Here is a 26,939-nt window from a genome sequence, read left to right as displayed (position 1 = left end):
GATGTTTGAGGGCTAAGGTCATGCGTTTTGAAGAGCAAGTTGCCATTGTTACTGGCGCCGCAGCGGGTTTAGGACGAGCTTATGCGATCGCTTTAGCAGAGCGTGGTGCGAAGGTGGCCATTATAGATAATGAGCCACTCTCAAGCAAAGACTCGGGATTACGAAGTTGTGCCAAAGCTATCACTACTCTAGGTGGAGATGTACAAGTTTTTTGCCTCGATATAAGTGATTCCGCCGCTGTTAACGCTATGGTCGATGACGTGATATCAACCTGGGGAAAAGTAGACATACTCATCAACAATGCTGGGATTCACCGTTCATGCCCATTTGAACAGTTAAGTGAGTCGACTTGGAAACGTCAATTTGATGTTGATGTAAATGGTAGCTTTAACATGACTAAAGCAGTGTGGCCAAGTATGAAGCGCAGTGGCTATGGCCGCATTATTATGACCTGTGCCAGTTCAATTTTTGGTGATGTCTATGAAACGAGTTTTAGCGCCAGTAAGATGGCCTTAATAGGGCTAGTCAATAGTCTTCATCTAGAAGGGCAAGAGTTCGATATAGCGGTTAATAGTATTACGCCTCACGCCGTCACTCAAATGACTGCCGAACATTTAGCACCGACCGTAAGACCTCTATTTTCAAAGACAACCGCGCTATCGGCAGTGCTCTATTTATGCAGTGAAAAATGCCCATCAGGTAAACACTTACTCGCAGCTGCTGGTAGCATCAGTGAGGCAGAAATTATTGAATTTTCAGCCAGCCGCTTTACCGCTGAAGAGTGCACTCCTGAGATTATCCATAGCCGTTGGGGGGATATTCACCGGACGAAGCCTTATCGCAGTCGATCATCGGGCGAAGCGCAGGTGCTTGCTTGGGCTAAAGCTTCAGCCGAACAGCGAGATATTGAGTTAGAGTAACACTAGCGAGGCGAGGGGAACTTGAGTTAAGCTAGCGCTAATAGTCACAACTTTTAGGTTCCGATGAGTCAAGTATTAGACGATCTTCTCGCGCTACTTTCCTTAGAGCAAATAGAGGAAGGGTTATTTAGAGGCCAAAGCCAAGATCTAGGTTTTGGTCATGTGTTTGGCGGTCAGGTTATGGGGCAAGCATTAAGCGCCGCCAAGCAGACCGTTTCTCCTGATCGTAAAGTGCACTCTTTACACTCCTATTTCTTACGTGCTGGTGATGAAAAGCTACCGATTGTCTATGACGTTGAAATTATGCGTGATGGTGGCAGTTTTAGTGCTCGCCGCGTCAAAGCTATCCAGAAAGGTCGACCTATATTTTATATGACCTGCTCTTTTCAAGTATTTGAAGAAGGTTATGAACATCAAGCTAAAATGCCAGAGGTTGAAGGTCCTGAGGGGTTGCTTAATCAGCAAGAGTTGGCGATGACACTGCAAGATAAAGTGCCAGCCAAAATGCTAGAAAAGTTCATGGCAGACACCCCAATTGAAATGCGTTTGGTTGACCCATGTAATCCAATGGCACCTAAAGCTACAGAACCTGTACGCCATGTTTGGATCAGGGCAAACGGTAAGGTACCAGAGAACTTCTGTGTGCATGATTATCTACTTGCTTATGCGTCAGACTTTAACTTTTTGGTGACCGCTGCTCAGCCTCATGGCGTGTCTTTTTTAACGCCTGGGATGCGGATGGCGACAATCGATCATGCGATGTGGTTTCACCGACCATTCGATTTAAGTCAATGGCTGCTTTATAGTATTGAAAGCCCTAATGCGAGTGGCGGACGTGGCTTTGTTACTGGAAGGTTTTTCAATCAGCAGGGGCAATTAGTCGCGTCAGCAACCCAAGAAGGTCTTATTCGTATGACCAGTAAAAAATAGATAACTACAGAAGTGTTGAATTTGATATTCAGGAAGAGACAATGATTACTGCATTAAAAAAGTGGACTGTTTTATTATGTTTAATCGCATTGACGGGCTGTGTAACGGTTAAAGATGTGCCACCTGTGATGGTCAATGGCGCAGCGGGTTACCTGGAGAAAATAGCGCTACCGCAGGGGAGCTCTATTACAATAGCAATCATAGATTTTGATACTCCGGGCTCCATCATTGCGCAGAAAAGTTTTGATATCGTCAGAGCACCTGTGCCTTTTAAGTTTCTGTTGCCAGCAGATACCATTGATAGTGCTATTAACTACGGTGTCGTGGCGATGATTAAGTATAAAGGCCAGGTTATTTTCCAAACTTATGATCGCTTCCCTGTCATCAACAATGACAAGTTCACGACTGAAGTGCTCATGAAAGCGGTGCCTGCACAGAGGTAATTCGATAATTTAATCAAGGAGCTACGGCTCCTTTTTTATTGGATTACATTTAATCGCTAGGCTATTAGCCGTCAATTGAGTTTTTAGTCGTTATGATTGAGCCCCGCCAACAGATAATTCGATGGTTAGAAGAGGATGAATATCGCTACCAAGCATTATTGATAGCTGAAAGTCTCAATCTCCCTCAATGGATGTTGGCTGCGGGTTTTGTACGTAATCTGGTTTGGGATAAACTACATGCCCTTAACTCTCGCCCGTTAAACGATATTGACCTTATCTACTTTGATGCAGAGGACCTAAACCCTGAGCAAGATAAGCTCTATCAAGATCGACTCAAAGCTATAGCACCACACTACCCATGGTCGGTAAAGAATCAAGCGAGAATGCATCTGAAAAACCAAGATAACGCTTACCATTCTTGTGTTGATGCGATGAGCTATTGGCCTGAAAAGGAAACTGCGGTTGCGGCGAGCATAAGTCGTGCAGCTCAGCCACAGATAGAGCTATATTCCCCATTTGGTTGTGACAGATTATTCAAACTTACAGTTTCTCACAATCCTATCAAACCAAAGCACCTGTTTGAGCAAAGAATAATGAGTAAGCAGTGGCTAACTCATTACCCGCAATTAATGGTCAAATAAACCGCGAACACTTCCTATTGTTGCTTGCTAAATCAGTGTTAACTAAATGTAGGGCTGTCGACTCAATCTGGTTGGTTGGATTTTGATCATGCTTGTTGTATGTCACAATTTTAAAAGCTGCAACCTCAATGAACCTTATAAAAGCGTGAGCGAGATCACTTGCTGGTATCACTAAAGAGGTATTTGATTTTATCGTTGATCTAGATCAAAAAAGCGTTGTTAATATTCTGGCAGGCTACGCGCAAATGTAAGGATATTGATAACAAAAACAGCAGCTCATGTTGTATTGATGGAGTAATATGATGAACAAAAATATCGTTTCTGGTTTGATCGCCACCGCCCTACTGACTACCGGTTTTACCTCTTCTGCGCTAGCACATCAAGCAGGTGATATTATAGTACGTGCCGGTGTTGCAGCGGTTACACCGAATGAGTCTAGCCCTGTCGTTGCTGACATTGCAGAGTTTAGCGTAAGTAATAATACCCAGCTTGGCCTTAACTTTGGTTACATGCTTACTGATAATATCGGTATTGAGTTACTTGCAGCGACGCCTTTTTCTCACGACATCTCATTGGGTTCGCTTGGAAAGATTGCTGAAACTAAGCACTTACCACCCACCTTAGTGGCACAATACTACTTTGGTGATGCAAGCTCTAAGCTGCGTCCATATGTCGGTGTTGGTGTGAACTTTACCAACTTTTTTGATAATGAATTTACTCAAGAAGCTAAAGATTTAGGGCTTTCAGAATTGAGCCTGTCAAACTCTTGGGGTGCAGCTGCGCAAGTGGGCATAGACTACCAAATGAACGACAATTGGCTGATTAACGCTTCAGTCTGGTATGCACAGATTAGTACCGACGTTACCTTTAACTTGGGTGATGCGCCACAGAAAGTTGAAACAGATATCGACCCTTGGGTTTATATGGTGAGTGTGGGTTACACTTTTTAATCATATTGATTAACTTGGACTTCCCCACCCAATAAAAAGGAGCCTTATGGCTCCTTTTTATGTTAACACTGAACGAGATTAGTCTTTATTAGCGGCTTTTTCTGCTTGTTTTTGCGCTTTAGTTTTCCAGTGGCGGGTGTTGTACACAAATTCTGGCAGCAGTTTTGTTAGCCAAGCAACAAGACGCCAGCGCTTGGTTACATACACTTTACGCTTACCGGCTTTCATTGCTTTTATTACTTGTTTTGCAACTTCAGCAGGTGGAGATAGCCAAATACGGCTTTGCTGTAGGGCGGCTTTATCAAGCAGCCCAAGTTGAATATCGGTGATAGTGATAGGTAGCTTAAGGCGCTGAGCATGCATACTTAAACCTTCGAAGTAGTTTTCTGCAAAGGCTTTTGACGCATGATAAGCAACGTTAGGTCCACCCCTTAAACCAGCAATCGAATTGATCGCGGCTAATTGACCATAACCTTGATCGCGAAATAGCCTGAAGGCGGTATTGCATATAGCTGAAAAGCCTTGCACATTAACCGTGATGATATCTTGCTCTGGCTGCCAAGGCAGCTCTGGGTCATAACTGTTTAAGCCAGTATTAACCAGTACTAGATGAGCACCACCAAGAGAGTGCCACACTGCATTGAGTGTCGAAATCACCGCTTGCGGGTCATCGATTTGCAATGGAAAAACCTCAGCCTTGGTAGGCAGAGATTGGCTAAACTCAATGAGAGATTGTGGATCTTGGGCTAATAAGGCGAGCTCTACGCCGTCATCAGCAAGCTGTTTTGCTATTTCACGGCTGAGTAATGAGCTAGCGCCGACAATTATTGCAGTTGCTTGTGTCATAAAGGTATTCGACTTCGAATCGGTAACTTATCATAGGAAGTTAAGTGTATTAGAACAAGATTAATTGTTTGTTGCTGTGACAAGGGTGCCGAGTTCTCTTCAGTGAAAGGATGTAATGGTAGGCTGTGGCAGTGATATTCAATGTGAAGTCATACAAATTTCAAGTACGGACATATAGACTTCTAGAAGTCTTGATGTATTATTAGGAGTGTTAACATGAAAAACTGCGTTAAATTTTTATTCTCTTTTGTTGTTGCGGCGAGTATGTTGTCGGGTTGTGCGACCTCTAATGCCGTGGTCGAGATCCAAGGAGAGGTTTGGTACAAAGAGCGTATTGCCTTGCCTCCAGAAGCGGTCATTTCAATAAAAGTGCAGGACGTATCTTTGATGGATGCGCCAGCCGTTGTAATAGCGGAATTCGAACGCAGTGATGTCAGTACGCCAACACCGTTTCAGTTTTTGATCAACAGAGATCAATTTGAAGCTGGGCATACTTATACGATTGGGGCTCGCATTAGCCTTAATGACAAACTCATGTTTATTAATGAACAAGCTTATAAAGTTGACCTAGACTCCTCAGAGCCAATGTCAGTTTTACTGCAGAAAGTGGCGCGGTAATAATCAGCTAGATTACGACTTCTAATTGGCGCCTTTTCTGTTTGATTTTTCTAATTGAATAAGAGGCGCTGTATGCCCGTTAAAATCCCTGACAATTTGCCAGCCGCTGAGATCTTAGAGTCGGAGAACATCTTTGTAATGTCTGAAACACGCGCTGCGAATCAGGATATACGTCCGATGAAGGTATTGATCCTCAATTTAATGCCTAATAAGATCGAAACTGAAACACAGCTATTACGTTTACTGGGTAATACGCCGCTGCAAGTCGACGTTGATCTACTGCGTATTCACGATAAAGAGTCAAAACACACATCAATTGATCACATGAATAATTTCTATCGTGATTTCGAGCAAGTGAGAAACAAAAACTATGATGGCCTTATTATTACAGGGGCACCGTTAGGGCAAATAGAGTTTGAAGATGTCTCTTATTGGGATCATATTAGAGAGATCATTGACTGGTCGCAGCAGCACGTTACCTCGGTACTATTTCTATGTTGGGCAGCGCACGCCGCGCTCTATCATCTGTATGGTTTAAATCGTACACTTTTAACCAGCAAACGTTCTGGGGTTTTTTGCCATCAGCGAACTCGCGAACATTTTCCTTTATTACGTGGGTTCGATGATGAGTTTTATGCCCCTCATTCGCGATTTGCCGAGATGAATGTCGAGCAGCTTAAAGCCCACCCTCAGCTGCAGGTTTTGACTGAGTCAGATGAAGCGGGCGCCTATATGGTATTGAGCCGCAGTAACCGTAACCTGTTCGTGATGGGACATCCTGAGTATCAAAAGTCGACTTTGAAAGATGAGTATGACAGAGATTTAGCGCAGGGCTTATCACCTGAAGTGCCGCAAAATTATTTTACCGGCGATGATCCATCAAAGCAGCCTATTGCCCGTTGGCACAGCCATGGTAGTTTACTGGTTAGCAACTGGCTTAATTACTACGTGTACCAGTTAACACCTTATAATCTTGATGATATGAGCGGCCGCACTCCGTGGGAATCTGAAGTGCTGTAAACCGCTGAGGTTTTATCAAGCTTTAATGAGCCGGTATCCACATCGATATTGGTTTTTTTGTCTAAGTTGGTACAGATTATAAGGCGATTATGTTTGAGCTTTGATCTATATTGAAAGAGCATAAAAAACGGCACTCAAGGAGTGCCATTTTTTGATTTAAACTCAGATTACTTTGGCATAGTTAAAAAACTTAGCTAGCCTTAATAAATCTGAAGTTAGAAGCGTTGGGTAAATGATGCCCAGTAGCTTCTACCGTTGATGTCATAAAGACTTGCTTCATAACCACCGTTATAGTCAAATGCAGGTTCTTCGTCTGTTAAGTTATTCACACCAAGGCTAATAGTATTATTCCATGGCATATCATAGGTATATGTCAGGGTGTGGTAAATTACAGAGTCAATTTCAAATGTTGAACCATTATCTTCAACAAAGTTTGTGCTTTGAGAGTCAATATAGTCAGCTTTGTAGTAAAGGTTATGATCTTCTGCAAAGAAGTAATTAGTGGTAAAACTGATCCGGTCATCAGGATTATCCCATTTACCTGCTTTGTTATGTGAAACGACTAGTGCACCGTCTTCAGGAGAAGTCTCTGTATACTTGATGTAGTGAGACCAAGCTAGACCTAGCTTAAATTCACCAATACCAGTTTCAAATGTTGCAGCAACATTTGCATCAATACCTTCACGTTCTGTTTCGCCTAAGTTGATGTTCCTGTTTTGCATAGAAACAAGTCGACCAGCGCTATTACGTGAAACACTAGTACCAGGGAATAGGTCGCCAAGTTCCGCTCTAGGTTGACCAGCAGCATCCGCAGCTTCCCATTGCTTTGCTAAAAACAGTAGTAGTGCATCTTCTCCCATTGTATCGATAAGATTGTCAGTAGACAATTTCCAGTAATCCACCGTCATATTGATATTGTCGGTAATATCCCATACCGCGCCAACGTTATAGCTTTCTGACTCTTCAGGTTTAAGCTCAGTGTTCTTACCAATGTAGGTCGGAATGTTGTCCTCAATTCCACATGAGTCAAGCTCCCCAGCTTCATAACATGATAGGTAGTTTGTAACGTCTCCCCAACCTTCAGAAGGATCTTGGTTTAACTGAGCCAAGCTCGGTGCTTTAAAGCCTGTGCCCCAAGATGCACGCAATAGCAACTGTTCAATAACATTGTAACGAATTGAAACTTGTGGGTTAAATGTATCACCAAAATCTGAGTAATCGTCATAACGTGCAGCTAAGTTAAGATCTAGATTTTCAAGAATAGGTAATGATAATTCAGTGAATACTGCTTTAATGTCACGCTCGCCAATACCACCACCGCCACCACTAGCGCCTTTGATCTTTCCTGCAGCAGAAAGTGCATCAGCTTGAGAATCGAGGCTTTCCTCACGATAAGATGCACCTAGGTACATTCCAACACCACCAGCGGGTAATTCGAAGATTTCGTATGACGCTCCACCAGAAATCTCGCTGTACGATGCCGTTTGACGCATATCGAAGTTGGCCGTAGCACCTTCTGGCATTGCAGATTTTGGATCGCGAGGATCCCAGCCCTCAAATACACCAGTATCAGGATCTACAGAACCAAGTAGGTCGCTTGCTGCTCTTGCTAATTCGTAGCCTGTACCCCAAACGAAGTTGTTATAACGGTTGTATGTTGCAGATAAATCCCAGTCGACTTCCCCGGTCGTACCTGTAAGGCCAATCAAGATATCGTACATGTTGTCATGATTTTCTTTGTGGCGGTTACCTGAAGTGTCGTAACGATATTTCATCGATGCACCTACAGGTGTTTCCCGAAGATCTAACCCTTCTGCAGTCGTATATGCAGGCATAGCTTCATTGAAATAAATAGTACCTGGAACGGGAGCTGATTGGTCAATCGTCTTATTGGCAGCCCAATAAGCGCGCGCTGTTAGTTCAATATCGTCAGTTATGTTGTAAGTGTAATTGATCAGAGTGTTAGTACGCTCTCTGTCAACGTCTAAAGCCGCAGCGTGAGTGTAATCATATGCACATGCTGTATCGCCACCGTACTTGGAGTCTGTTAAAGGACCGACGAAGCGTTCACCATAAACTTCTGCACAGGTTAGGTCGTTATTTGTGAAAGGGGCTAACCAAGCCCAGCCGCCGTTACTTCCCATATCAAGTGTACGACCTGTTTGACTCAAACCTCTCCAGCTTCTGTAATCTTGAGGATCATCACCAAGACTTGGCATTGCAGCTGTATAGTCACGGTCAGCCATTAGTACTTTTGACTTTTGGTAATGCTCCATAGTAAATACTAGCGAACCTTGCTCTGAGTTCAAACCACCAGAAAACGAAAAGTTTTTGCTATTACCGCCGTCAGCTTCTGGACGTTCAACACGTGCTTTAAACTCAATGCCCTCAAAATCTTTCTTAAGAATGATATTGACTACACCTGCGACAGCATCTGTGCCATACACTGCCGATGCGCCATCGGAAAGGATCTCTACTCGTTCGACAGCAGCTGATGGGATGGTGTTAATGTTAGCCGCATCTCCGCCCAATACTGGCGATTTTGCCATACGTTTACCATCAAGAAGGATAAGCGTATGTCCTGCTCCAGCCCCCTTAAGTTGAATAGTCGCTTGTGATGACCATGAGTTGTTTGCAGTGCCGCCATAAGAGCCAAATGAGTTCAGGTTCGAAGCGCGAAGCGCATCGCCAACGGTAGTAAAACCAGCTGCAATCATGTCATCAGCTGTAATAGTTGTTACTGGGCTCGCACCCTCCATGTCAACACGCTTAATGCGTGAGCCTGTTACTGCAATGCGTTCTACTTCGTCATCTTCATTTTGTTCTGCAGCGTATACTGGAGACGATAGCGCAACGATGCTACCGCAGGCTAGGCCAACAAATTTGGCCAATTTATTCATGTTCATACTCTTCCCTTAATAAATCCATTTCTAGTTATTCGACACGGCAAAAACCATTGTTAAAGGATTGTTGCTGCCTCGTTCGAAGGATGTTATATCATATTAGGGATATTGTATGCAATAGTGCTTAAGAGCCAAGAATAGTCATATGAGTAGGATTTGTATTTTCTGACCTTATATCTTGGTACATATTCGCTTTATTAGTGGTTTTGATGTTTTTATCTACATAATTAGCCTTTAGTTGGGTCATTCGTTGTAGTTAGTCTCAATAACTTGATTGTTATTCATGTTTGCTGGCGTTAAAACTATTTGGAGATAGTTTGCTAGCTGGATGATGTTTCAAGGTGAAACGTAGTCGATTGAATAACTAAAAAAGCCCAATACAGCTATAGGTCTGTATTGGGCTTTGGCTTTTTTAATCTTGGTACTACATTAAGGGAAGATGTAATAACTCATTAAAAATCGTAGCGCACGCTCAGTTGTACATAACGCGGTGTTTGAAATGCTGTTGGTGAGCGATAGTTAAGGTTTAATGCGGTTTGCTGATGATTTTCTTTAAAATTGTACTTTTAAAGTTATGCAAAAATTTAGCTGGCTCAAAGTATGAAATATATCAGCTATTTTGCGTTTTATTATGCGCTTCTAGTACTCATTTTCATTGCTTCTTTTATCTGCTTTTGCTTGCAATTAGCCACTGTCATTTTCTCTATTTAAAGGTTCAACTATTAACTGTTTCGATAGGACGACATAGCGGTAAATGATTTGCTGATTTCAGAATTCGTGGCTGAGATAGCAGCATTTTTTGGCAAAGATTACCAAATCGATGCACTCAATTTTAACGCTGTAAATGCAAAGTGACATCTGCTGCTAATACTTTGGTAGATGTTTGACCAGCTAACGCTTGCTTTACGTTCGCGTAAACGTCACAGTGTGGAAATGTTGAGCGAGATCACATTTAGTCACTGAAAAATGTGAGGCCGATGACAAATACACTTTAAGTCGAAAAGCTTTAGTTAAGTCATTGTTCTTATGTTTATTAATACAGGTGTGAAAATAGAGTTTAAGCGTAAACCTCGCAGAGAATAAGCCTAATAGTATTACTGGAGTATTTATGAGTTCAGATCTGTCAAACCAAGATATCGTTATTGTTGCTGCTAAGCGCACACCAATGGGTGGATTCCAAGGAGCACTTGCAACCGTCGCTTCTCCAAAATTGGCGGCGACTGCGATTAAAGGTCTGATGCTGCACAGTGGCTTAGCGGGTGAGCAGGTTGACGAAGTGCTAATGGGTTGTGTTCTGCCAGCAGGACTTGGTCAAGCGCCAGCGCGACAAGCGACTCTAGGTGCTGATTTACCGCTATCGGTTGGTGCAACCACTGTCAATAAAGTGTGTGGTTCTGGTATGAAAACCGTGATGCTAGCTCACGATTTAATTAAAGCAGGCAGTGCCAATGTGGTGATTGCAGGCGGTATGGAAAACATGAGCCAAGCGCCTTACCTACTAGATAAAGCCCGCGGCGGTATGCGCATGGGTCATGGCAAAGTGCTTGATCACATGTTCCTCGATGGATTAGAAGATGCCTACACTGGCGGCGCGATGGGCACTTTTGCACAAAACACAGCCGATAATTTTAACTTAACACGTGAGCAAATGGACGACTTTGCGCTCAGTTCGCTAGAAAAGGCTAACGCAGCTATTGCTACGGGCGCGTTTAGTCGTGAAATTACGCCAGTAACAGTTGCTAATCGCCGCGGCGATGTTGTGGTTGATACCGATGAACAGCCAGGTAACGCCCGTCCAGATAAAATCCCAACGCTACGAGCAGCATTTGCCAAAGACGGCACGATTACAGCGGCTAACTCTAGCTCTATTTCTGACGGCGCAGCAGCGTTAATGCTAATGACCCGTGCACAGGCGAGCGAGCTTAAATTGGAAGTGATGGCCACTATTAAAGGTCACACAACCCATGCACAAGAACCTTCAATGTTTACTACTGCGCCAGTTGGTGCGATGAGTAAACTGCTAGAAAAAGTAAGTTGGAGCAAAGATGAGGTTGATCTGTTTGAGATCAACGAAGCCTTTGCCATGGTCACCATGTTGGCAATGTCTGAGCTTGGACTCGATGCCGAAAAAGTAAACGTTAATGGCGGCGCTTGTGCACTCGGTCATCCGATTGGCTGCTCTGGCGCACGTTTGCTCGTTACGCTTATCCATGCACTAAAAGCTCGCGGCCTATCTAAAGGCGTGGCGTCACTGTGTATTGGTGGCGGCGAAGCAACTGCAATGGCGATTGAGCTTTAAGCGCTATTGGACGTAAGGTTTGAATATTAGTAATCAACAAGACTCGATTTAACTAACAGCCTGCAAGCTAGCTTTGTACTCCAGCGCTAGCTTGTAAAACAAAATAATAAAGGCGGTAGTTAAATCATCATTTTGCTCATCACTATCCCAGATAGATGATGAAAATAGGAAGCGATATGACCACTCAAGTTAAGCACTACATCGATGGCGAATGGATTCTAGGTAATGGCGAGCAGCAGATCGCCGTCACTAACCCTGCTAATAACGAAACAATAGCAGTAGTAAATGCAGCACTTCCAAGTGAGGTCGAAACGGCGATTGCCAGTGCAAAAACAGCATTTAGCAGCTGGAAAGAGGTACCTGTCTCTGAGCGTGCTCGCGTTATGCTTAGGTACCAACATTTGCTAAAAGAGCATCACGACGAGATTGCAACCATCCTTGCACAAGAGACGGGTAAAACCTTCGATGATGCAAAAGGTGATGTTTGGCGTGGTATCGAAGTTGCCGAGCATGCATGTAACATCGCTTCTATGATGATGGGCGAAACCGTTGAAAACGTTGCTCGTTCAATTGACACTTATAGCTACACCCAGCCTTTAGGCGTGTGTGCTGGTATCACTCCATTTAACTTCCCTGCGATGATCCCACTATGGATGTTCCCGCTGGCGATTGCTTGTGGTAACACTTTCATTCTTAAGCCGTCTGAACAAGATCCTATGACGCCGCAACGACTCATTGAGCTGTTTGAACAAGCGGGCGCACCAAAAGGTGTGGTGCAGCTAATTCACGGTGATAAGACAGCGGTTGATATTGTGTTACGTCACCCTGACATCAAAGCCATCTCATTTGTGGGTTCAGTGAATGTTGGCCAGTACATCTATAAAACAGGTACTGACAACCTTAAGCGTGTGCAAGCGTTTGCTGGCGCAAAAAACCACTGCGTGATCATGCCTGATGCTAACAAGCAGCAAGTGATTAATAACCTGGTTGGCGCATCAGTTGGTGCGGCAGGTCAGCGTTGTATGGCGCTTTCGGTTGCCGTCTTTGTTGGCGCAGCAAAAGAGTGGATCCCAGAACTTAAAGAAGCTATTGCTAAGGTTAAGCCCGGTCTTTGGGATGACAAAGATGCCGCTTACGGTCCGGTCATTAGTCCTGCAGCTAAGCAACGTGTGGTTGGCCTTATCGCCCAAGGTATTGAAGAGGGAGCAGATTGCTTACTCGATGGCACAAACTTCACCGTTGAAGGTCATGAGTCAGGTAACTGGGTAGGTCCTACCATGTTCGATAAAGTCACTACAGATATGAGTATCTACAAAGAGGAGATTTTTGGCCCAGTACTGTGTTGTATGAACGCTGAAACTCTGGAAGATGCTATTGCGATAGTTAACGACAGCCCATACGGTAACGGTACTTCAATCTTTACCGCCAGTGGCGCCGCAGCGCGTAAATATCAACATGAAATTGAAGTCGGCCAAGTGGGGATTAACGTGCCTATTCCTGTGCCACTACCGTTTTTCTCATTTACCGGCTGGAAGGGCAGCTTCTACGGCGACCAACACGCTTATGGAAAGCAAGCTGTGCGTTTCTACACTGAGACTAAGACGATTACTGCGCGCTGGTTTGAGTCTGATATCGCTGTGGCGTCAGCGCCAAACATGACCATTGACCTTAAGTAAAAGCACAAGTTAATTGCCACCTCAATGAGGTGGCAATGTTCGTTTAGATAGCAGCTTTCCTGCCTAGCAAAACGAACCCTTTAATAATGAATAGAGGTCAGCAGCGGCTGAGATCAACCATCCGCTAGCTAAAGACCCTTGGCCTATATTGCAGCAGCAATCATAAAGGCAATAGACAGTATTGTACCAAGTACAACAGGAGTACCCAGATGGACTTTAATCTGAATGACGACCAACGCCAGTTTGCAGATCTTGCACAGCAGTTTTCTACCGAAGAGTTAGCCCCTTTTGCAGCCAAGTGGGATGAAGAGCATCATTTTCCTAAAGATGTCATTCAAAAAGCCGGTGAGCTAGGGTTCTGCTCACTATATTCGCCAGAATCAGAAGGCGGTATGGGGCTGTCACGTCTCGACTCGTCGATTATTTTTGAGCAACTAGCGATGGGCTGTACCGCAACGACTGCGATGCTAACCATTCACAACATGGCCACTTGGATGGTCACTAGCTTTGGCTCGCAAACATTACGCGATGAATGGTCTGAACAACTCACTACTGGCGAAAAATTGGCATCGTATTGCTTAACGGAGCCGGGTGCAGGTAGCGACGCGGCATCACTGCAAACTAAAGCGGTACGTGATGGTGGTGATTACCTGATCTCAGGCTCTAAAGTATTTATCTCGGGGGCTGGCGCAACCGAAATGCTGGTTGTGATGTGTCGTACCGGCGAAGCGGGTCCTAAGGGGATCTCGGCAATTGCTATTCCAGCTGACGCTGATGGTGTTAGTTATGGCAAAGCGGAAGACAAGATGGGCTGGAATGCGCAGCCAACTCGCCAAATCACCTTTGACAATGTACGCGTACCAGTAAGCAACCTTCTAGGCGAAGAAGGGCAAGGTTTTACCTTTGCAATGAAGGGGCTTGATGGCGGGCGGATCAATATTGCCACCTGTTCAATTGGTACCGCTCAAGCTGCACTAGAGCGTGCAACTGAGTACATGAATGAGCGTAAGCAGTTTGGTAAACCTTTGGCTGCCTTTCAAGCGTTGCAGTTTAAATTAGCGGATATGGCAACTGAACTGGTTGCAGCGAGACAACTGGTACGTTTGGCTGCCTTTAAACTGGATCAACAAGATCCTGAAGCGACCGCATATTGCGCGATGGCCAAACGCTTCGCGACTGATATTGGTTTCCAAGTGTGTGACGCTGCGCTGCAGATCCACGGTGGTTACGGTTATATTCGTGAATACCCATTAGAGCGTCATGTACGTGATGTTCGAGTGCATCAGATCCTAGAGGGAACCAACGAAATTATGCGTTTGATTATCTCGCGTCGTTTACTGGATGAAAATGCTGGCGCTATTTTGTAAGCGTTAGGCTTTTCATCGTCGAATAAAATTATTTAAAAGGAGTTTCCATGTCACTGTTATTAGAAAAAATTGTCGGCCATACCGCGGTTATCAGTATGAATAACCCGCCAGCAAACACATGGACAGCACAGAGTTTACAAGAGCTAAAAGCAAAAGTACTTAAACTCAACGACAACAAAGACGTGTATGCGTTAGTGATTACAGGTGAAGGGGAAAAGTTCTTCTCCGCTGGCGCCGATCTCAAACTGTTTGCCGATGGCGATAAGAGTAACGCTGCAGATATGGCGCGTTACTTTGGGGAAGCGTTCGAGACCTTGAGTGCATTTCGCGGGGTATCGATTGCCGCAATTAATGGTTACGCCATGGGCGGTGGTTTAGAGGTCGCACTAGCCTGTGATCTGCGTATTTGTGAACAGCAAGCACAGATGGCATTGCCTGAAGCGACCGTTGGTCTACTTCCTTGTGCGGGCGGTACACAAAACTTAACGGCACTGGTTGGTGAAGGTTGGACCAAACGTATGATCCTCTGCGGTGAGCGAATCAAAGCTGCCAAAGCAGAAGCGATAGGGCTCGTTGAAGAGGTGGTTGCTACGGGGGAAAGCTTTAACGCGGCCATGGCGCTTGCGGAAAAAGTAGCAAACCAAAGCCCGAGCAGCGTGGCAGCATGTAAACGTTTAGTACAGGCGGGCCGCACAATGCCGCGCGCTGAGGCGTTGCCACTAGAACGTACTGAGTTTGCTGATCTGTTTGATACCGAAGATCAAACCGAAGGTGTTAGCGCATTTTTAAATAAGCGCAAAGCAGTTTGGAAGAACGGCTAATGACGACAAATTCTAATACGCAAAGTAACAGCGTGGTGTTCCAAACTTTGGGCACTGTGTCAGGTAAGTTGATAGGTGTTGCCACGCTTAATATTGAGAAAGCGTTAAATGCTTTGAATATTGAGATGGTAGAGGCACTGACTCATCAATTAAACCAATGGCGCAGTGACAATAATATTGCCGCAGTGGTATTAGATGGCGCTGGAGAAAAGGCTTTTTGCGCTGGCGGTGATGTGAGAGCGATATATCACGCTGCAGTTGCCACTCCAGGTGAAGTCACCACCCAAGCCACCGAGTTTTTTAGCCAAGAGTATCAGCTCGATTACCTACTCCATACCTTTGGCAAACCAGTCGTGGTTTGGGGCGATGGCATCGTTATGGGCGGCGGGCTAGGTTTGATGGCAGGCGCAAGTCATAGAATCGTCACTGAGCACTCACGTATTGCGATGCCCGAAGTCACTATCGGCTTATATCCCGATGTTGGTGGCAGCTACTTTTTGAACCGTATGCCGGGTAAAGCGGGTTTATTCTTAGGAATGACCGCCTACAATATGAATGGCGCTGATGCCCATTATGTCGGCATCGGTAACCACTATCTCAACCGTGATGATAAAGCGCTGTTATTTGATGCGATGGCAACTATTGATTGGTCAGACGATAAAGCGATTAACCATCAAAGACTGCATGCGCTTACCGACGCTATGCAGGCAGACTGTAAAACACCGTTAGCGCAGAGTCAGCTGCAAGTCCATCAAGCGCAGATAGATGAGCTTATGAGCGGTGATTTACCGGCAATTGTGCAGCGAGTAGGCTCATTAGATAGCACCGTTAAAGAGGCGCAACCATGGCTAGCCAAAGCCTGCAAAGTGATGCTTGCTGGTAGCCCAATCAGTTTGGCATTGGTACACAAACAGGCTCAGCTAGGCACTGAAATGACCTTGGCTGAAGTGTTTAAGTTTGAGTTAGGCTTAAGTGTTAATTGCTGCGCCAAAGCTGACTTTGCCGAAGGTGTACGCGCACTGCTTATCGATAAAGATAGAAATCCAAATTGGCTATATAAAGACGTTGCTTCAGTACCCAATGAACTGTTGGTGTCATTGATGCAGTCACCTTGGGATGAAAATGATCATCCATTAAGGCTACAAAGCTAAACTATTTGTACAAAGGAAAGATTAACGCACTTGTAAAAGTGCCCAGGAGCAAAAGATGAGTACTGTTGCATTTATTGGTTTAGGAAACATGGGCGGCCCAATGGCCGTTAATCTAATTAAAGCTGGCTTTACCGTTAGAGTGTTTGACTTGGTTCCTGCGGCGATGCAAGCGTTAGCCGAGCAAGGCGCACTCACTGCAACAAGCGCCTGTGGTGCTGCTGCGGGTAGCGATATTGTGGTGACTATGTTGCCAGCGGGCAAGCACGTTCGCAGTCTTTATGTTGGCGATGCTGATAACAAAGGCCTTATTGATGTGGTGGGTGCAGGTACCTTGTTGATTGATTGCTCGACTATTGATGCAGACAGTGCTCGTTTTGTGGCAAGTCATGCTGCTGATAAAGGCCTCGAATTTATCGATGCGCCAGTCTCTGGCGGCACCGCAGGCGCTGCCGCTGGCACACTGACCTTTATTTGTGGCGGAACAGATAACGCCTTTGAGCAAGCACAAGGCGTACTCACCGCAATGGGGGCGAATATCTTCCATGCTGGCGGCGCTGGAGCTGGCCAAGTTGCCAAAATCTGTAATAACATGCTGTTGTCGGTATTAATGGTAGCAACGTCAGAATCTTTACAGATGGGCGTCGATCACGGGCTTGACCCAAAAGTGCTTTCTGACATCATGAAGGTCAGTAGTGGTGGTAATTGGACGCTAGATAAATATAATCCTTGTCCAGGAGTGATGGACTCGGTACCGTCATCCAACGATTATCAAGGTGGCTTTATGGTCGACTTGATGGTGAAAGACTTAGGATTAAGCCAAGAAGCGGCATTGTTATCTAATTCAAGCACGCCAATGGGCGCATTAGCGCGTAGCCTTTATGTGAATCATGCACGCCAAGGCAACGGTAGAAGAGATTTTTCGAGTATTTTTGAGCAGTTTGCTCCTAGCTCATCAGAGCAATCAACAAACAAAAAATAAAGGGTAATTCAATGGATTTAAAAGATAAGGTAGTTGTTATTACTGGCGGTGCTGGTGGACTAGGTTACGCAATGGCGGAAAATTTAGCGGCCGCAGGTGCAAAGCTAGCACTTATCGATGTTGACCAAGAGAAGCTGGAAAAGGCTTGTGCCAACCTTGGTGCAACCACAGAAGTTCAAGGTTATGCACTAGACATTACCGACGAAGAAGATGTTTTTTCTGGTTTTCAGTTTATTAAAGAAGATTTTGGTCAAGTTAATGTACTGATCAACAACGCCGGTATTTTGCGTGATGGCTTAATGCTCAAAGCAAAAGAGGGGCAGGTGATTGACCGTATGTCATACGACCAATTTCAATCGGTGATCAATGTAAACTTAACTGGCACATTCCTATGTGGCCGTGAAGCGGCAGCGGCGATGATTGAAACAGGTCAAGAGGGCGTCATCATAAACATCTCTAGTCTGGCTAAAGCGGGTAACATGGGGCAGTCAAATTACTCAGCCTCTAAAGCTGGCGTAGCGGCGATGAGTGTAGGTTGGGCTAAAGAGCTTGCTCGTCATAATATCCGCAGTGCAGCGGTCGCGCCTGGGGTGATTGAAACTGAAATGACAGCGGCAATGAAACCAGAAGCATTAGAACGTTTAGAGAAAATGGTGCCAGTTGGCCGTTTAGGTCAAGCAGAAGAGATTGCATCAACAATACGCTTTATTATTGAAAACGACTATGTCAATGGTCGTGTATTTGAGATTGATGGCGGTATCCGTTTGTAATCTTTGCTTCAACATAATAACGGGCTTAGGCCCGTTTTTTTATGGCTATATGCGCGACTGAACGGACGCCAATTGAACTATAGCCAAGGTATAGGCCATAATATAGCAAGACGTTGCTATTAAAGGAGTGTGGGGTTTAGATGGACTGGTTAGAAAAAACGACCAAATGGATGATGCTTATTGTTGGCACTTGCGGCCTGCTGGTGATCTATTTCGGCTTTTTTTATTTGATATTTAATGGACGAAGCACCGCCGTTATTCCTTGGTATATTTTAATCTCCCCGTGGATATGTATCTACTTTGGCCTAAAACAACGCACCCAAATTGAAGTTATACGCTGGTTTACGAGCAAGTTCAGCCGCAAACAACCCTAAGTTAAAGGTTTGCGATTATTACAGTCCTTATATTGAATACCAAGCAACAGATCTCTTTGGATTAAATACATTTAATTGCCGTTTTATTAATGCAGTTGATATAATCGCCACATTAGCTTTATCATCACTATAAGATTGAAAGCAACTTCATCACTCATATGATTTCTAGGCGGCCAATGAGATTTATATTTGCATCGATATTAACTGCTACCTTGTTATTGGTCGTTACCGGTTGTGACGTTTCGCCAACAAAACAGCCAAAAGTCACAGCTGCTGAAGCGCTGCCCGATGGGGTTCAGGTGGCTGATTATGGTAGCTGGACATCCCCGGTTGATGCGGAGCACGTATACGACCTCTCAGACAGCATTGGTGAGCTGCAAGTTACCACCGGCAGTATTTATTTCACCATACGTGATGAAAGTAATGAAGGGCGACGTGGTGTACAACGCATCGAAGAAAATGGCACGGTTACTGAAGCCATCCCATCGAATTTTGATATAGGCAGCCGCGTACACGAATATGGCGGCGCTCCCTTTGTTGCTATTGGCAATAGTTTGTTTGCCACTAAATACTCTGACCAACTGTTATACCGCATTGCGCCCAATCAAACGCCATTTGCATTAACGCCCCCTGGAACGCGTCATGCTGACTGTATATCAAACTCAAGAGCCTCCCGCTTAATTTGTGTTCGCGAAGACCATCGAGGCGCTGGTGAAGTGACTAATCAGCTGGTGGGCATTAATTTAAGTTATGCCGATGAAGGCGAGGTGCTGGCTACTGGGGCTGATTTTTACTCGACCCCTGTATTATCGCCTGATCAAACTCAATTGGCCTGGGTGACCTGGCAGCATCCGAATATGCCTTGGGATAACACCCAATTATGGCTAGGCGATATCGATAACAAAGGCGCTGTCATTAACGTTAAGCAGGTGGCGACGGAGCAGTCAGGCTCGATTACTCAGCCACTTTTTAGCCCTAATGGGCAGCTGTACTTCGTTGCCGATTACACTAATTGGTGGAACATTTATCGATTAAACGAGTTTGGCCAAGCTGAAATCGTACTGGCACAGGAAGGGGAGTTTGCCGTTGCTGATTGGCATCTAGGTAATCACAACTATGCCTTTGAAAGTGATTTGACGATAGTTGCAAGTTACAACCACGAAGGGGAAGCAGGCTTAGTTCGAATCGATACCGAAAGTGGCGTGACAGAACCTATCGCGGTTGATTTTGCTGATATCGCTTATGTCACCAAAAGCGATGACGGGGTGATTTTTGTAGGTTCTAAAGCGACGCCTGAAAAAGGGATTTATAAAGTGCAAGGTCGCGCTGCACATCTGATGTATGCGCCAAACCTGGCGGTTATGGACCCCAACTTTATCTCAAGAGCTGAAAGCGTTAGTTTTAAAACTGGCGATCGTGATACCGCGTACGGCTATTTTTACAAACCAGAGAACCCCAATTTTCAAGCGCCAGCAGGACAAGAGCCGCCACTAGTGATGTTTCTGCACCGCGGCCCTACCGCGCAAGCAAGTCGAGTATTTAGGCGTGATATTCAGTATTGGACCAGCCGCGGCTTCGCCGTTTTTGATCTTAACTATCGTGGCAGCACTGGCTTTGGCAGAGATTACCGCAATAGTTTATATGGCAAGTGGGGGCGTTCGGATGTAGAAGATGCTGTGCGCGCTGCGGGTTTCCTCGTTAATAGAGGTGATGTAGACGGCCGTAAGCTGGCGATTAGAGGTTCACGGGCGGGTGGCTTTACCGCACTGTCAGCGGTTGCTTATTACAGTACTTTTGGTGCGGCGGTGAGTTACTCTGGCATTAGTGACGCCCAGTCATTTAGACGGGATTCCAATAAGTTTGAAAGTAACTATTTAGAAAGGCTGATTGGAACAATCGATAACTATAAGCTGCGTTCGGCAATGAATAATCTAGCTGGGATAAATGAGCCTTTGCTGCTAATTCAAGGGGTGAATGACTCATTGATCCCCGCCGAGCAAACATTGCAGCTTTATAATGCGGTCAAACGCAAAGGAACGCCGGTCGCCTACATAGAGTTCAATGACGATGCCGCTAATCGCGTCTCTCCTGAAAGCAAAAAGCGAGCACTCGAATCTGAGTTATCTTTCTATGGCCAGGTGTTTGGTTTTAAGCCCGCAGGAAAAACACCAACGCTTATCATTGAGAACATCGCTAACTTAAAGCGCAGGTAACTATACCCGCTAAATGGTTAAGGGGCAGGGTTCAGCCCCTTTAAAATAGCGCAGTTGGGTTGTTGCCCGCCTTTACAGTCATGTATTAAATGCTGCAGCTGGTTTTTCAAATTAGTCAGGTGAGCAATCCTTTGCTCTACATCCTCAAGGTGATGTTGCGCTAACACTTTCACATCGGCAGCGTTACGCTGGCCATCTTGCTGTAAATCGAGCAGCGCTTTACAATCTTCTAGAGTAAAACCCAGTGCGCGACAATGTTGTATAAAACCTAAAGCATCCACTTGTGCTTGGGCATACTCTCGATAACCGTTATCATTTTTTACCGCCTCTACCAAGCCGATATCATGGTAGTAGCGTATGCTTTTTACTGACAAATTAGTCAGCTTTGCCACAGTGCCTATCTTCATTATTGCCTCACTCAAAAATAAATTGCATTGATGTTTGACTCTCCCCTAATGGGAGACATTACGCTTAATACATCAAAGGTTCAAATATTAACCAGATCTGGAGCAGAATTATGCAATCAATCACTCTCTATGTGCCCAGTATGAGCTGTGCAAGCTGTGTCGCCAAAATCGAATCAGCGTTTACGCAGGCTAATAACCAAACAAAACTAAATGCTGATATTAGCGCTAGAGTCAATTTAGCTGACAAGCAAGTGCAGGTCTTCGGTGAGATAACGACAGACAAAGCGATTGCCTTGGTTGTAGCCGTTGGCTATGAAGCAGAGCTGCTAATAGATCCACGCAAAGGCGCACAGCAGAAACAGCGCGATGAAGCAAAAGAGTATAAAGTTCGCATTATTCAAGCTGCCATCGGCCTTGGCTTAGGCGTGCCATTAATGTTGTGGGGCTTACTTGGCGGCGAGATGATGGTCAATAGCCCGACCCAGCAACTAAGTTGGGCCATTGTTGGCTTAGTGACGTTACTGGTAATGGCAACCACTGGACGGCATTTCTATCAAGGCATGTGGCGCGCCATAAAAGCGCGCAGCGCGAACATGGACACCTTAATTGCACTCGGTACCAGCGCTGCATGGGTTTATTCAATGCTGGTGGTCACTGCGCCGCAATGGTTTCCTGCAGATACGCGTCATGTCTATTTTGAAGCGAGCGTGATGATCTTGGGCTTGATCAACCTCGGCCATGCTCTGGAGCTTAGAGCCCGAGGAAAAACCAGTGAAGCGGTGCAGCGCTTACTAGGTATGCAAGCCAACACCGTAATTCGGATAACCGATGCAGGCGATGAGGAGGTTGAGATAAACCAAATTAAGCTAGGCGATAAGTTACGCTTAAGACCCGGCGCCAAAGTGGCACTCGATGGCGAGATTGTTAGCGGACAAACATTGATCAATGAATCGATGCTAACCGGCGAGCCAGTGCCAGTGCACAAAGCTGAGGGTGACAGTGTTAATGCGGGTACTGTTAATGGTAATGGCAGTCTTATCTACCGCGTGATGGCTGGAGAGAAAGACACTAAACTGGCCAAAATTATCGAGCTAGTACAGCAGGCGCAAACATCTAAAATGCCGATTGGCCGTTTAACCGACAAAATATCCGCCTACTTTGTACCAGCAGTGATCGTTATCGCACTGATAAGCGCCATTGTTTGGTACCTAGCAGGCCCAGCACCAGCATTGTCACATGCGTTAGTCGTGCTCACTAGTGTGCTTATTATTGCGTGCCCCTGTGCACTTGGGCTAGCAACTCCTATGTCGATCATGGCGTCTGTGGGACGTGCTGCAAAAATGGGAGTGCTGGTTAGAAATGGCGAGGCGTTGCAAACCGCCAGTAAAGTCACAACCGTAGTGCTAGATAAAACCGGCACGGTTACTCAAGGTGCGCCGCAGGTGACCGAATTTATTATGCTACAGCCACAAATGGATGAACAAAGCCTTCTCAGTGATGTTGCCGCGTTAGAACAACATTCTGAACATCCGCTCGCGAGTGCAATTTTAACCAAAGCCAAACAGTCGAATGCGATACTGGCAGAGCCTGAGCTATTTACTAACCTACAAGGGCGAGGTATTACAGGCAAGGTAAAGGGCGCACAATACGCGATTGGTAATCTGAGCTTAATGCAGCATATCGGTACCGATGATGTCTCTGCCCACCAACCGCATATATCTCGGTTAACTCGCTTAGGTAAAACCCCGGTATTTGTCGCTAGAAATAAGCTTTTAGTCGCCATCATCGCAATAAGCGACCCAATCAAAGAGGATGCTGTTGCAGCCATAAGCGCAATGAAAAACAGTGGCCTCAAGGTGGTGCTATTAACTGGCGATAATCAACAAACAGCCAATGCTGTGGCAGATATAGTTGGCATTAGTACAGTATTTGCCAATGTGTTACCTGAGCAGAAACAGCAAAAGGTGCTAGAGCTGCAACAAAAGGGTGAGGTGGTTGCCATGGTGGGTGATGGCATCAATGATGCGCCTGCATTAATGAGTGCGGATATTGGCCTTGCCATGGGCAGTGGTACGGATATCGCCATCGAAAGCGCAGATTTTACCCTATTGTCAGCAAGATTAATGGTGGTCGCAGAGACCCTCATGCTTGCAAAAGCAAGCATGAGAAACATTAAACAAAACTTATTTGGCGCCTTTATTTATAACAGTTTAGGGATCCCGCTTGCGGCTGGCGTGTTGTTTCCATTTACCGGTTTATTGCTAAGCCCTGTAGTGGCTGGCGCCGCGATGGCGCTGTCATCACTCACTGTGGTCAGCAATGCAAATAGACTGCGTAATGTAAAGCTGGTTTAACGATATAGACAGAGATAAAAGCTGATTTCAGCTATAGCCAACTTTTTAATAGCGATCTCATCAGCTGAGGACGATCGCAGTTGATAATTTAGGCTAGAATGCTATAGTATCGCGCTTAATTTTATAGGCTGTACGCCCACTTGCGTGAGTCTTCGACCAGTAAGTTGAGGTGGAGTGAAGCACTCTACTCGATTTACTGGTTTTTGTTTTATCTATGATCTCTTTAAGTCATATAACCAAAAGCGGAATGTCACTTTGATTACTACAGCTAACATCACCATGCAGTTTGGCTCTAAGCCACTGTTTGAAAACATCTCAATTAAGTTTGGCGGCGGCAACCGTTACGGTTTAATCGGCGCCAACGGTTGTGGTAAATCGACCTTTATGAAGATCCTTGCCGGTGATCTTGAGCCAACTTCAGGTAACGTTTCATTAGATGTGAATGAGCGTTTAGGTAAGTTGAGCCAGAACCAGTTTGGTTACGAAGAGTTCAACGTGGTTGATACTGTGATCATGGGACACGCTGAGCTTTGGGAAGTGAAGAAAGAACGAGATCGTATTTACTCTCTGCCTGAAATGACTGAAGAAGACGGCATTAAAGTTGCCGATCTTGAGATGGAATTTGCTGAGATGGACGGTTACACCGCTGAATCTCGCGCTGGCGAACTGCTAATGGGCGTAGGTATTGGTGTTGACCAGCACTTTGGCTTAATGAGCGAAATCGCACCGGGCTTTAAGCTACGAGTGCTATTGGCACAGGCGCTATTCTCAGATCCTGATGTTCTGCTACTTGACGAACCCACCAACAACTTGGACATCGACACTATTCGTTGGTTGCAAGAGATGCTGAACCAACGTAACAGCACCATGATTATCATCTCGCACGATAGATATTTCTTGAACTCTGTATGTACTCACATGGCTGACTTGGATTACGGTGATATCCGCGTATTCCCGGGTAATTACGATGAGTACATGATGGCTGCACAACAGTCGCGTGAGCGCTTGATGTCTGACAACGCTAAGAAGAAAGCACAGATTGCTGAGCTTCAAGGCTTCGTAGCACGTTTCTCTGCTAACGCATCTAAGGCCAAGCAAGCCACATCGCGTGCTAAGCTAATCGACAAGATTAAGCTTGATGAAGTTAAAGCTTCTAGCCGTGTGAACCCGTTTATCCGTTTCGAGCAAGAGAAGAAATTGTTCCGTAACGCGTTAATCGTTGAAGAGCTAAGCAAAGGCTTTGATGAGTCGTTGTTTAAAGACCTTAACCTTATTGCTGAAGTGGGCGAACGCATTGCAATCTTAGGTGATAACGGCGTGGGTAAAACCACTTTGTTACGTACACTAGTACACGATATCCCGCAAGATAGCGGTACTATTCAATGGTCTGAAAACTCATCGATTGGTTACTACGCGCAGGATCATGAGTCAGATTTCGAAAACGAAATGACTTTGTTTGAGTGGATGAGCCAGTGGCGCAAGCCAGAAGATGACGACCAATCTGTACGTGGTTACTTAGGCCGTATGCTATTTGGCTCTGACGATATTAAAAAGTCAGTCAAAGTGCTTTCAGGTGGTGAAAAGGGTCGTATGTTGTTCGGTAAGCTTATTATGCAAAAGCCAAACATCTTGCTACTTGATGAGCCAACCAACCACATGGATATGGAATCAATTGAGTCGCTCAACAACGCACTTGAGATGTATGAAGGTACATTGCTGTTTGTTAGTCATGACCGTGCATTCGTATCATCACTGGCTAACCGTATTATTGAGATCACACCAAATGGTGTAAATGATTTCAAAGGCACATACGATGAGTTCCTAGTCAGCAAAGGTGTTGTTGAAGGTTAATCCTTTAAACATTACTTTTGACTAAAAGCCCGATGATGTCGGGCTTTTTTGTGGGCGCTGTTTAGGGCAAAGCGTTTGTTTCCCTTTTGAATACCTGCAACATTTCTGAGTACCAATATCCATTGAGTGTCCTTTAGCGAACAGTTTTTTAAAGCATAGATATTTATAATCAATTTGTGTAAATAGGTGAGGGGGCTTGACTCATTTTGCGCCCAAGTTAGTTGGTCTTAAATGAAGACTGATTAGATTTTTGAGTTGTGTTCCTAAGCTGCAAGTTCCTGATTGTGGCTGCATCATTGCTAATTGCCTGTAGCGGACGCATGTGCAGACACTGCCGTGACACGCTGCAAGTCCATCCTTGGAAGCTCGGCCATGACGTCCATGTCATGGACGGTCACGGCCGTATCTGCACTTGGATAATTGGTGTTTTAATTTGTACTGTAGTAGTAAAGCTTTTAGCACGGTAATGCCCTCCAATTGGTTAGTTTAAGATTAAACGTGGATGACGTATTCTCATGTAGGTTGATTTCATGATGTGTCTTTACACCGGTATAACTAAAGGTGAGTAAAAACACCTATTGTGGCGCAAATAAAGATGCCAAAAACGGTCCTGCTAGGCATCGATAACTTTTTAACATTTTACAAAGCCTATAAAAATCAGCCTTATGGAAAATGCAAAAAAGCGATACACGGGTCCATTGAACACCCTAGGCTCTCTTTCTCCGCTGCCAGCCAAGCAGTTATAGTAGTCTAAATGTAGAAAATATCTATTTACAGCAACACCTTAGCAGTGATAACGTGTTCAAAAAATAACTAGTTGCCGAGAACGTTATCGAGCGACTAATGAATAAGCTGTTGGAAGCCCTTTGCAAGGATTAGCATTCATGTCTACTAGAGAAGCAATCGATACAATCACTGGGTATTTTTATCAATTTGATAAAACTATTCTTGAGCTTTTACAACAGGAAGAATCTAATACGTTAGTTTGTATTGAAGGAATTGAAGACATTGATGTTGTTACTGCTGATGAAACTAGCGCTATTTAATGTAAGTATTACGCAAAAACTGAATATAATCATTCTGTTATAAAAAAACCGATAACACTCATGCTTCGTCATTTTGCAGAAAACCGTAATAGCGATGTTAAGTATCATTTATATGGTCATTATGAGTCAGGGCATGAAAAACTACAGTCGTTGTCATGTGCAAGCCTCAAGAGTAATTTCTTAACTTATAGTAAAACTGAAAAAGATGATGCTGGTAAAAAACAAAAGGTCACTTATTGTATTTATGAAGAGCTTAATCTTACGGATAATGATCTAGAAGAATTTTTAGATATATTAACGATAGATATTCACGCCCCATCTATCGAAAATCAGTATAAGTTAATAATCGAGAAAATAGCT

23 protein-coding genes are annotated in these 26,939 nt (G+C 44.8%); 20 read left to right on the top strand and 3 right to left on the bottom strand.

Annotated features, from left to right (window positions below):
- Positions 1-20 precede the first annotated feature (20 nt).
- The 5 genes from K5R16_RS19660 to ompW all read left to right on the top strand — a co-directional run bounded on the left by K5R16_RS19660 (position 21) and on the right by ompW (position 3,884).
- On the top strand, positions 21-920 hold the full coding sequence (locus tag K5R16_RS19660) for an SDR family NAD(P)-dependent oxidoreductase (protein ID WP_220739764.1): 900 nt from the start codon (positions 21-23) through the stop codon (positions 918-920).
- 63 nt (positions 921-983) lie between these two features.
- Positions 984-1,850, top strand: a complete 867-nt coding sequence (gene tesB / locus K5R16_RS19655) for an acyl-CoA thioesterase II (RefSeq protein WP_220739762.1) — start codon at positions 984-986, stop codon at positions 1,848-1,850.
- Between the two features lie 41 nt (positions 1,851-1,891).
- The gene (locus K5R16_RS19650; RefSeq protein WP_220739760.1) at positions 1,892-2,293 is read left to right on the top strand and encodes a YbaY family lipoprotein; all 402 of its coding nucleotides are present in this window, start codon (positions 1,892-1,894) and stop codon (positions 2,291-2,293) included.
- A gap of 92 nt (positions 2,294-2,385) precedes the next feature.
- A complete protein-coding gene (locus tag K5R16_RS19645) occupies positions 2,386-2,934 on the top strand; it encodes a nucleotidyltransferase family protein (RefSeq protein ID WP_220739759.1) in 549 nt (182 codons plus the stop codon).
- Between the two features lie 299 nt (positions 2,935-3,233).
- Entirely contained in the window at positions 3,234-3,884 is a 651-nt protein-coding gene (ompW, locus tag K5R16_RS19640) for an outer membrane protein OmpW (protein WP_220739757.1), read from the top strand.
- Between the two features lie 78 nt (positions 3,885-3,962).
- Here the strand turns inward: ompW and K5R16_RS19635 are convergent, their stop codons facing one another.
- Positions 3,963-4,730: an SDR family oxidoreductase gene (locus K5R16_RS19635; protein ID WP_220739755.1), complete on the bottom strand. Its 768-nt coding sequence runs from the start codon at positions 4,728-4,730 to the stop codon at positions 3,963-3,965.
- A 216-nt stretch (positions 4,731-4,946) separates the two neighbouring features.
- Between K5R16_RS19635 and K5R16_RS19630 the strand changes: the two genes are divergently transcribed.
- Both K5R16_RS19630 and metA read left to right on the top strand, forming a co-directional pair.
- Positions 4,947-5,348: a YbaY family lipoprotein gene (locus tag K5R16_RS19630; protein WP_220739753.1), complete on the top strand. Its 402-nt coding sequence runs from the start codon at positions 4,947-4,949 to the stop codon at positions 5,346-5,348.
- 72 nt (positions 5,349-5,420) lie between these two features.
- A complete protein-coding gene (gene metA / locus K5R16_RS19625; RefSeq protein WP_220739751.1) occupies positions 5,421-6,368 on the top strand; it encodes a homoserine O-succinyltransferase in 948 nt (315 codons plus the stop codon).
- Positions 6,369-6,583: 215 nt separating this feature from the next.
- On the opposite strand, the gene K5R16_RS19620 is transcribed toward metA, so the two are convergent.
- Positions 6,584-9,274, bottom strand: a complete 2,691-nt coding sequence (locus K5R16_RS19620) for a TonB-dependent receptor (RefSeq protein WP_220739749.1) — start codon at positions 9,272-9,274, stop codon at positions 6,584-6,586.
- 1,105 nt (positions 9,275-10,379) lie between these two features.
- Between K5R16_RS19620 and K5R16_RS19615 the strand changes: the two genes are divergently transcribed.
- The 9 genes from K5R16_RS19615 (at position 10,380) to K5R16_RS19575 (ending at position 20,921) form a co-directional block, all read left to right on the top strand.
- Positions 10,380-11,570 carry an acetyl-CoA C-acyltransferase gene (locus K5R16_RS19615; protein WP_220739747.1) on the top strand — a complete coding sequence of 397 codons (1,191 nt, stop codon included), beginning with the start codon at positions 10,380-10,382 and terminating at the stop codon, positions 11,568-11,570.
- A 176-nt stretch (positions 11,571-11,746) separates the two neighbouring features.
- Positions 11,747-13,246 carry a CoA-acylating methylmalonate-semialdehyde dehydrogenase gene (locus K5R16_RS19610; protein ID WP_220739745.1) on the top strand — a complete coding sequence of 500 codons (1,500 nt, stop codon included), beginning with the start codon at positions 11,747-11,749 and terminating at the stop codon, positions 13,244-13,246.
- Positions 13,247-13,455: 209 nt separating this feature from the next.
- Positions 13,456-14,613 (top strand): acyl-CoA dehydrogenase family protein, encoded by a 1,158-nt coding sequence (locus K5R16_RS19605; protein WP_220739743.1) that lies wholly within the window; start codon positions 13,456-13,458, stop codon positions 14,611-14,613.
- Between the two features lie 47 nt (positions 14,614-14,660).
- Positions 14,661-15,434: an enoyl-CoA hydratase gene (locus K5R16_RS19600; RefSeq protein WP_220739741.1), complete on the top strand. Its 774-nt coding sequence runs from the start codon at positions 14,661-14,663 to the stop codon at positions 15,432-15,434.
- Complete coding sequence (locus tag K5R16_RS19595) at positions 15,434-16,585, top strand: enoyl-CoA hydratase/isomerase family protein (protein WP_220739739.1); 1,152 nt, start codon at positions 15,434-15,436, stop codon at positions 16,583-16,585. Before K5R16_RS19600 ends, K5R16_RS19595 begins: the two co-directional genes overlap by 1 nt.
- Positions 16,586-16,640: 55 nt before the next feature.
- Entirely contained in the window at positions 16,641-17,564 is a 924-nt protein-coding gene (gene mmsB / locus K5R16_RS19590) for a 3-hydroxyisobutyrate dehydrogenase (protein WP_220739737.1), read from the top strand.
- A gap of 11 nt (positions 17,565-17,575) precedes the next feature.
- Positions 17,576-18,334, top strand: a complete 759-nt coding sequence (locus K5R16_RS19585) for an SDR family oxidoreductase (protein ID WP_220739735.1) — start codon at positions 17,576-17,578, stop codon at positions 18,332-18,334.
- 140 nt (positions 18,335-18,474) lie between these two features.
- A complete protein-coding gene (locus K5R16_RS19580; protein ID WP_220739733.1) occupies positions 18,475-18,708 on the top strand; it encodes a hypothetical protein in 234 nt (77 codons plus the stop codon).
- Positions 18,709-18,884: 176 nt separating this feature from the next.
- The gene (locus tag K5R16_RS19575; RefSeq protein ID WP_220739732.1) at positions 18,885-20,921 is read left to right on the top strand and encodes a prolyl oligopeptidase family serine peptidase; all 2,037 of its coding nucleotides are present in this window, start codon (positions 18,885-18,887) and stop codon (positions 20,919-20,921) included.
- Between the two features lie 17 nt (positions 20,922-20,938).
- Here the strand turns inward: K5R16_RS19575 and K5R16_RS19570 are convergent, their stop codons facing one another.
- Positions 20,939-21,328 carry a MerR family DNA-binding protein gene (locus K5R16_RS19570; RefSeq protein WP_220739730.1) on the bottom strand — a complete coding sequence of 130 codons (390 nt, stop codon included), beginning with the start codon at positions 21,326-21,328 and terminating at the stop codon, positions 20,939-20,941.
- 110 nt (positions 21,329-21,438) lie between these two features.
- Between K5R16_RS19570 and K5R16_RS19565 the strand changes: the two genes are divergently transcribed.
- The 4 genes from K5R16_RS19565 to K5R16_RS19550 all read left to right on the top strand — a co-directional run.
- Complete coding sequence (locus K5R16_RS19565) at positions 21,439-23,682, top strand: heavy metal translocating P-type ATPase (RefSeq protein WP_220739728.1); 2,244 nt, start codon at positions 21,439-21,441, stop codon at positions 23,680-23,682.
- Between the two features lie 255 nt (positions 23,683-23,937).
- Entirely contained in the window at positions 23,938-25,533 is a 1,596-nt protein-coding gene (locus K5R16_RS19560) for an ABC-F family ATPase (protein WP_220739726.1), read from the top strand.
- Positions 25,534-26,417: 884 nt separating this feature from the next.
- Positions 26,418-26,579, top strand: coding sequence for a hypothetical protein (locus tag K5R16_RS19555; protein ID WP_220739724.1), 162 nt, complete (start codon positions 26,418-26,420; stop codon positions 26,577-26,579).
- 60 nt (positions 26,580-26,639) lie between these two features.
- Positions 26,640-26,939: hypothetical protein (locus tag K5R16_RS19550; RefSeq protein ID WP_220739722.1), on the top strand; the 300-nt coding region annotated here is incomplete at its 3' end.

The sequence above is a fragment of the Shewanella sp. c952 genome (assembly GCF_019654975.1).
In the GTDB taxonomy this organism is placed as follows: domain Bacteria; phylum Pseudomonadota; class Gammaproteobacteria; order Enterobacterales; family Shewanellaceae; genus Shewanella.
The sequence above is the reverse complement of the archived record's forward strand: the minus strand, read 5'-3'. Positions and strand labels throughout refer to the sequence as shown.

Bases quoted from the DNA above. Each gene is read 5' to 3' on its own strand.
- K5R16_RS19660 (WP_220739764.1), top strand. From the start codon at position 21: ATGCGTTTTGAAGAGCAAGTTGCCATTGTTACTGGCGCCGCAGCGGGT.
- tesB (WP_220739762.1), top strand. From the start codon at position 984: ATGAGTCAAGTATTAGACGATCTTCTCGCGCTACTTTCCTTAGAGCAA.
- K5R16_RS19650 (WP_220739760.1), top strand. From the start codon at position 1,892: ATGATTACTGCATTAAAAAAGTGGACTGTTTTATTATGTTTAATCGCA.
- K5R16_RS19645 (WP_220739759.1), top strand. From the start codon at position 2,386: ATGATTGAGCCCCGCCAACAGATAATTCGATGGTTAGAAGAGGATGAA.
- ompW (WP_220739757.1), top strand. From the start codon at position 3,234: ATGATGAACAAAAATATCGTTTCTGGTTTGATCGCCACCGCCCTACTG.
- K5R16_RS19635 (WP_220739755.1), bottom strand. From the start codon at position 4,730: ATGACACAAGCAACTGCAATAATTGTCGGCGCTAGCTCATTACTCAGC.
- K5R16_RS19630 (WP_220739753.1), top strand. From the start codon at position 4,947: ATGAAAAACTGCGTTAAATTTTTATTCTCTTTTGTTGTTGCGGCGAGT.
- metA (WP_220739751.1), top strand. From the start codon at position 5,421: ATGCCCGTTAAAATCCCTGACAATTTGCCAGCCGCTGAGATCTTAGAG.
- K5R16_RS19620 (WP_220739749.1), bottom strand. From the start codon at position 9,274: ATGAACATGAATAAATTGGCCAAATTTGTTGGCCTAGCCTGCGGTAGC.
- K5R16_RS19615 (WP_220739747.1), top strand. From the start codon at position 10,380: ATGAGTTCAGATCTGTCAAACCAAGATATCGTTATTGTTGCTGCTAAG.
- K5R16_RS19610 (WP_220739745.1), top strand. From the start codon at position 11,747: ATGACCACTCAAGTTAAGCACTACATCGATGGCGAATGGATTCTAGGT.
- K5R16_RS19605 (WP_220739743.1), top strand. From the start codon at position 13,456: ATGGACTTTAATCTGAATGACGACCAACGCCAGTTTGCAGATCTTGCA.
- K5R16_RS19600 (WP_220739741.1), top strand. From the start codon at position 14,661: ATGTCACTGTTATTAGAAAAAATTGTCGGCCATACCGCGGTTATCAGT.
- K5R16_RS19595 (WP_220739739.1), top strand. From the start codon at position 15,434: ATGACGACAAATTCTAATACGCAAAGTAACAGCGTGGTGTTCCAAACT.
- mmsB (WP_220739737.1), top strand. From the start codon at position 16,641: ATGAGTACTGTTGCATTTATTGGTTTAGGAAACATGGGCGGCCCAATG.
- K5R16_RS19585 (WP_220739735.1), top strand. From the start codon at position 17,576: ATGGATTTAAAAGATAAGGTAGTTGTTATTACTGGCGGTGCTGGTGGA.
- K5R16_RS19580 (WP_220739733.1), top strand. From the start codon at position 18,475: ATGGACTGGTTAGAAAAAACGACCAAATGGATGATGCTTATTGTTGGC.
- K5R16_RS19575 (WP_220739732.1), top strand. From the start codon at position 18,885: ATGAGATTTATATTTGCATCGATATTAACTGCTACCTTGTTATTGGTC.
- K5R16_RS19570 (WP_220739730.1), bottom strand. From the start codon at position 21,328: ATGAAGATAGGCACTGTGGCAAAGCTGACTAATTTGTCAGTAAAAAGC.
- K5R16_RS19565 (WP_220739728.1), top strand. From the start codon at position 21,439: ATGCAATCAATCACTCTCTATGTGCCCAGTATGAGCTGTGCAAGCTGT.
- K5R16_RS19555 (WP_220739724.1), top strand. From the start codon at position 26,418: ATGTCTACTAGAGAAGCAATCGATACAATCACTGGGTATTTTTATCAA.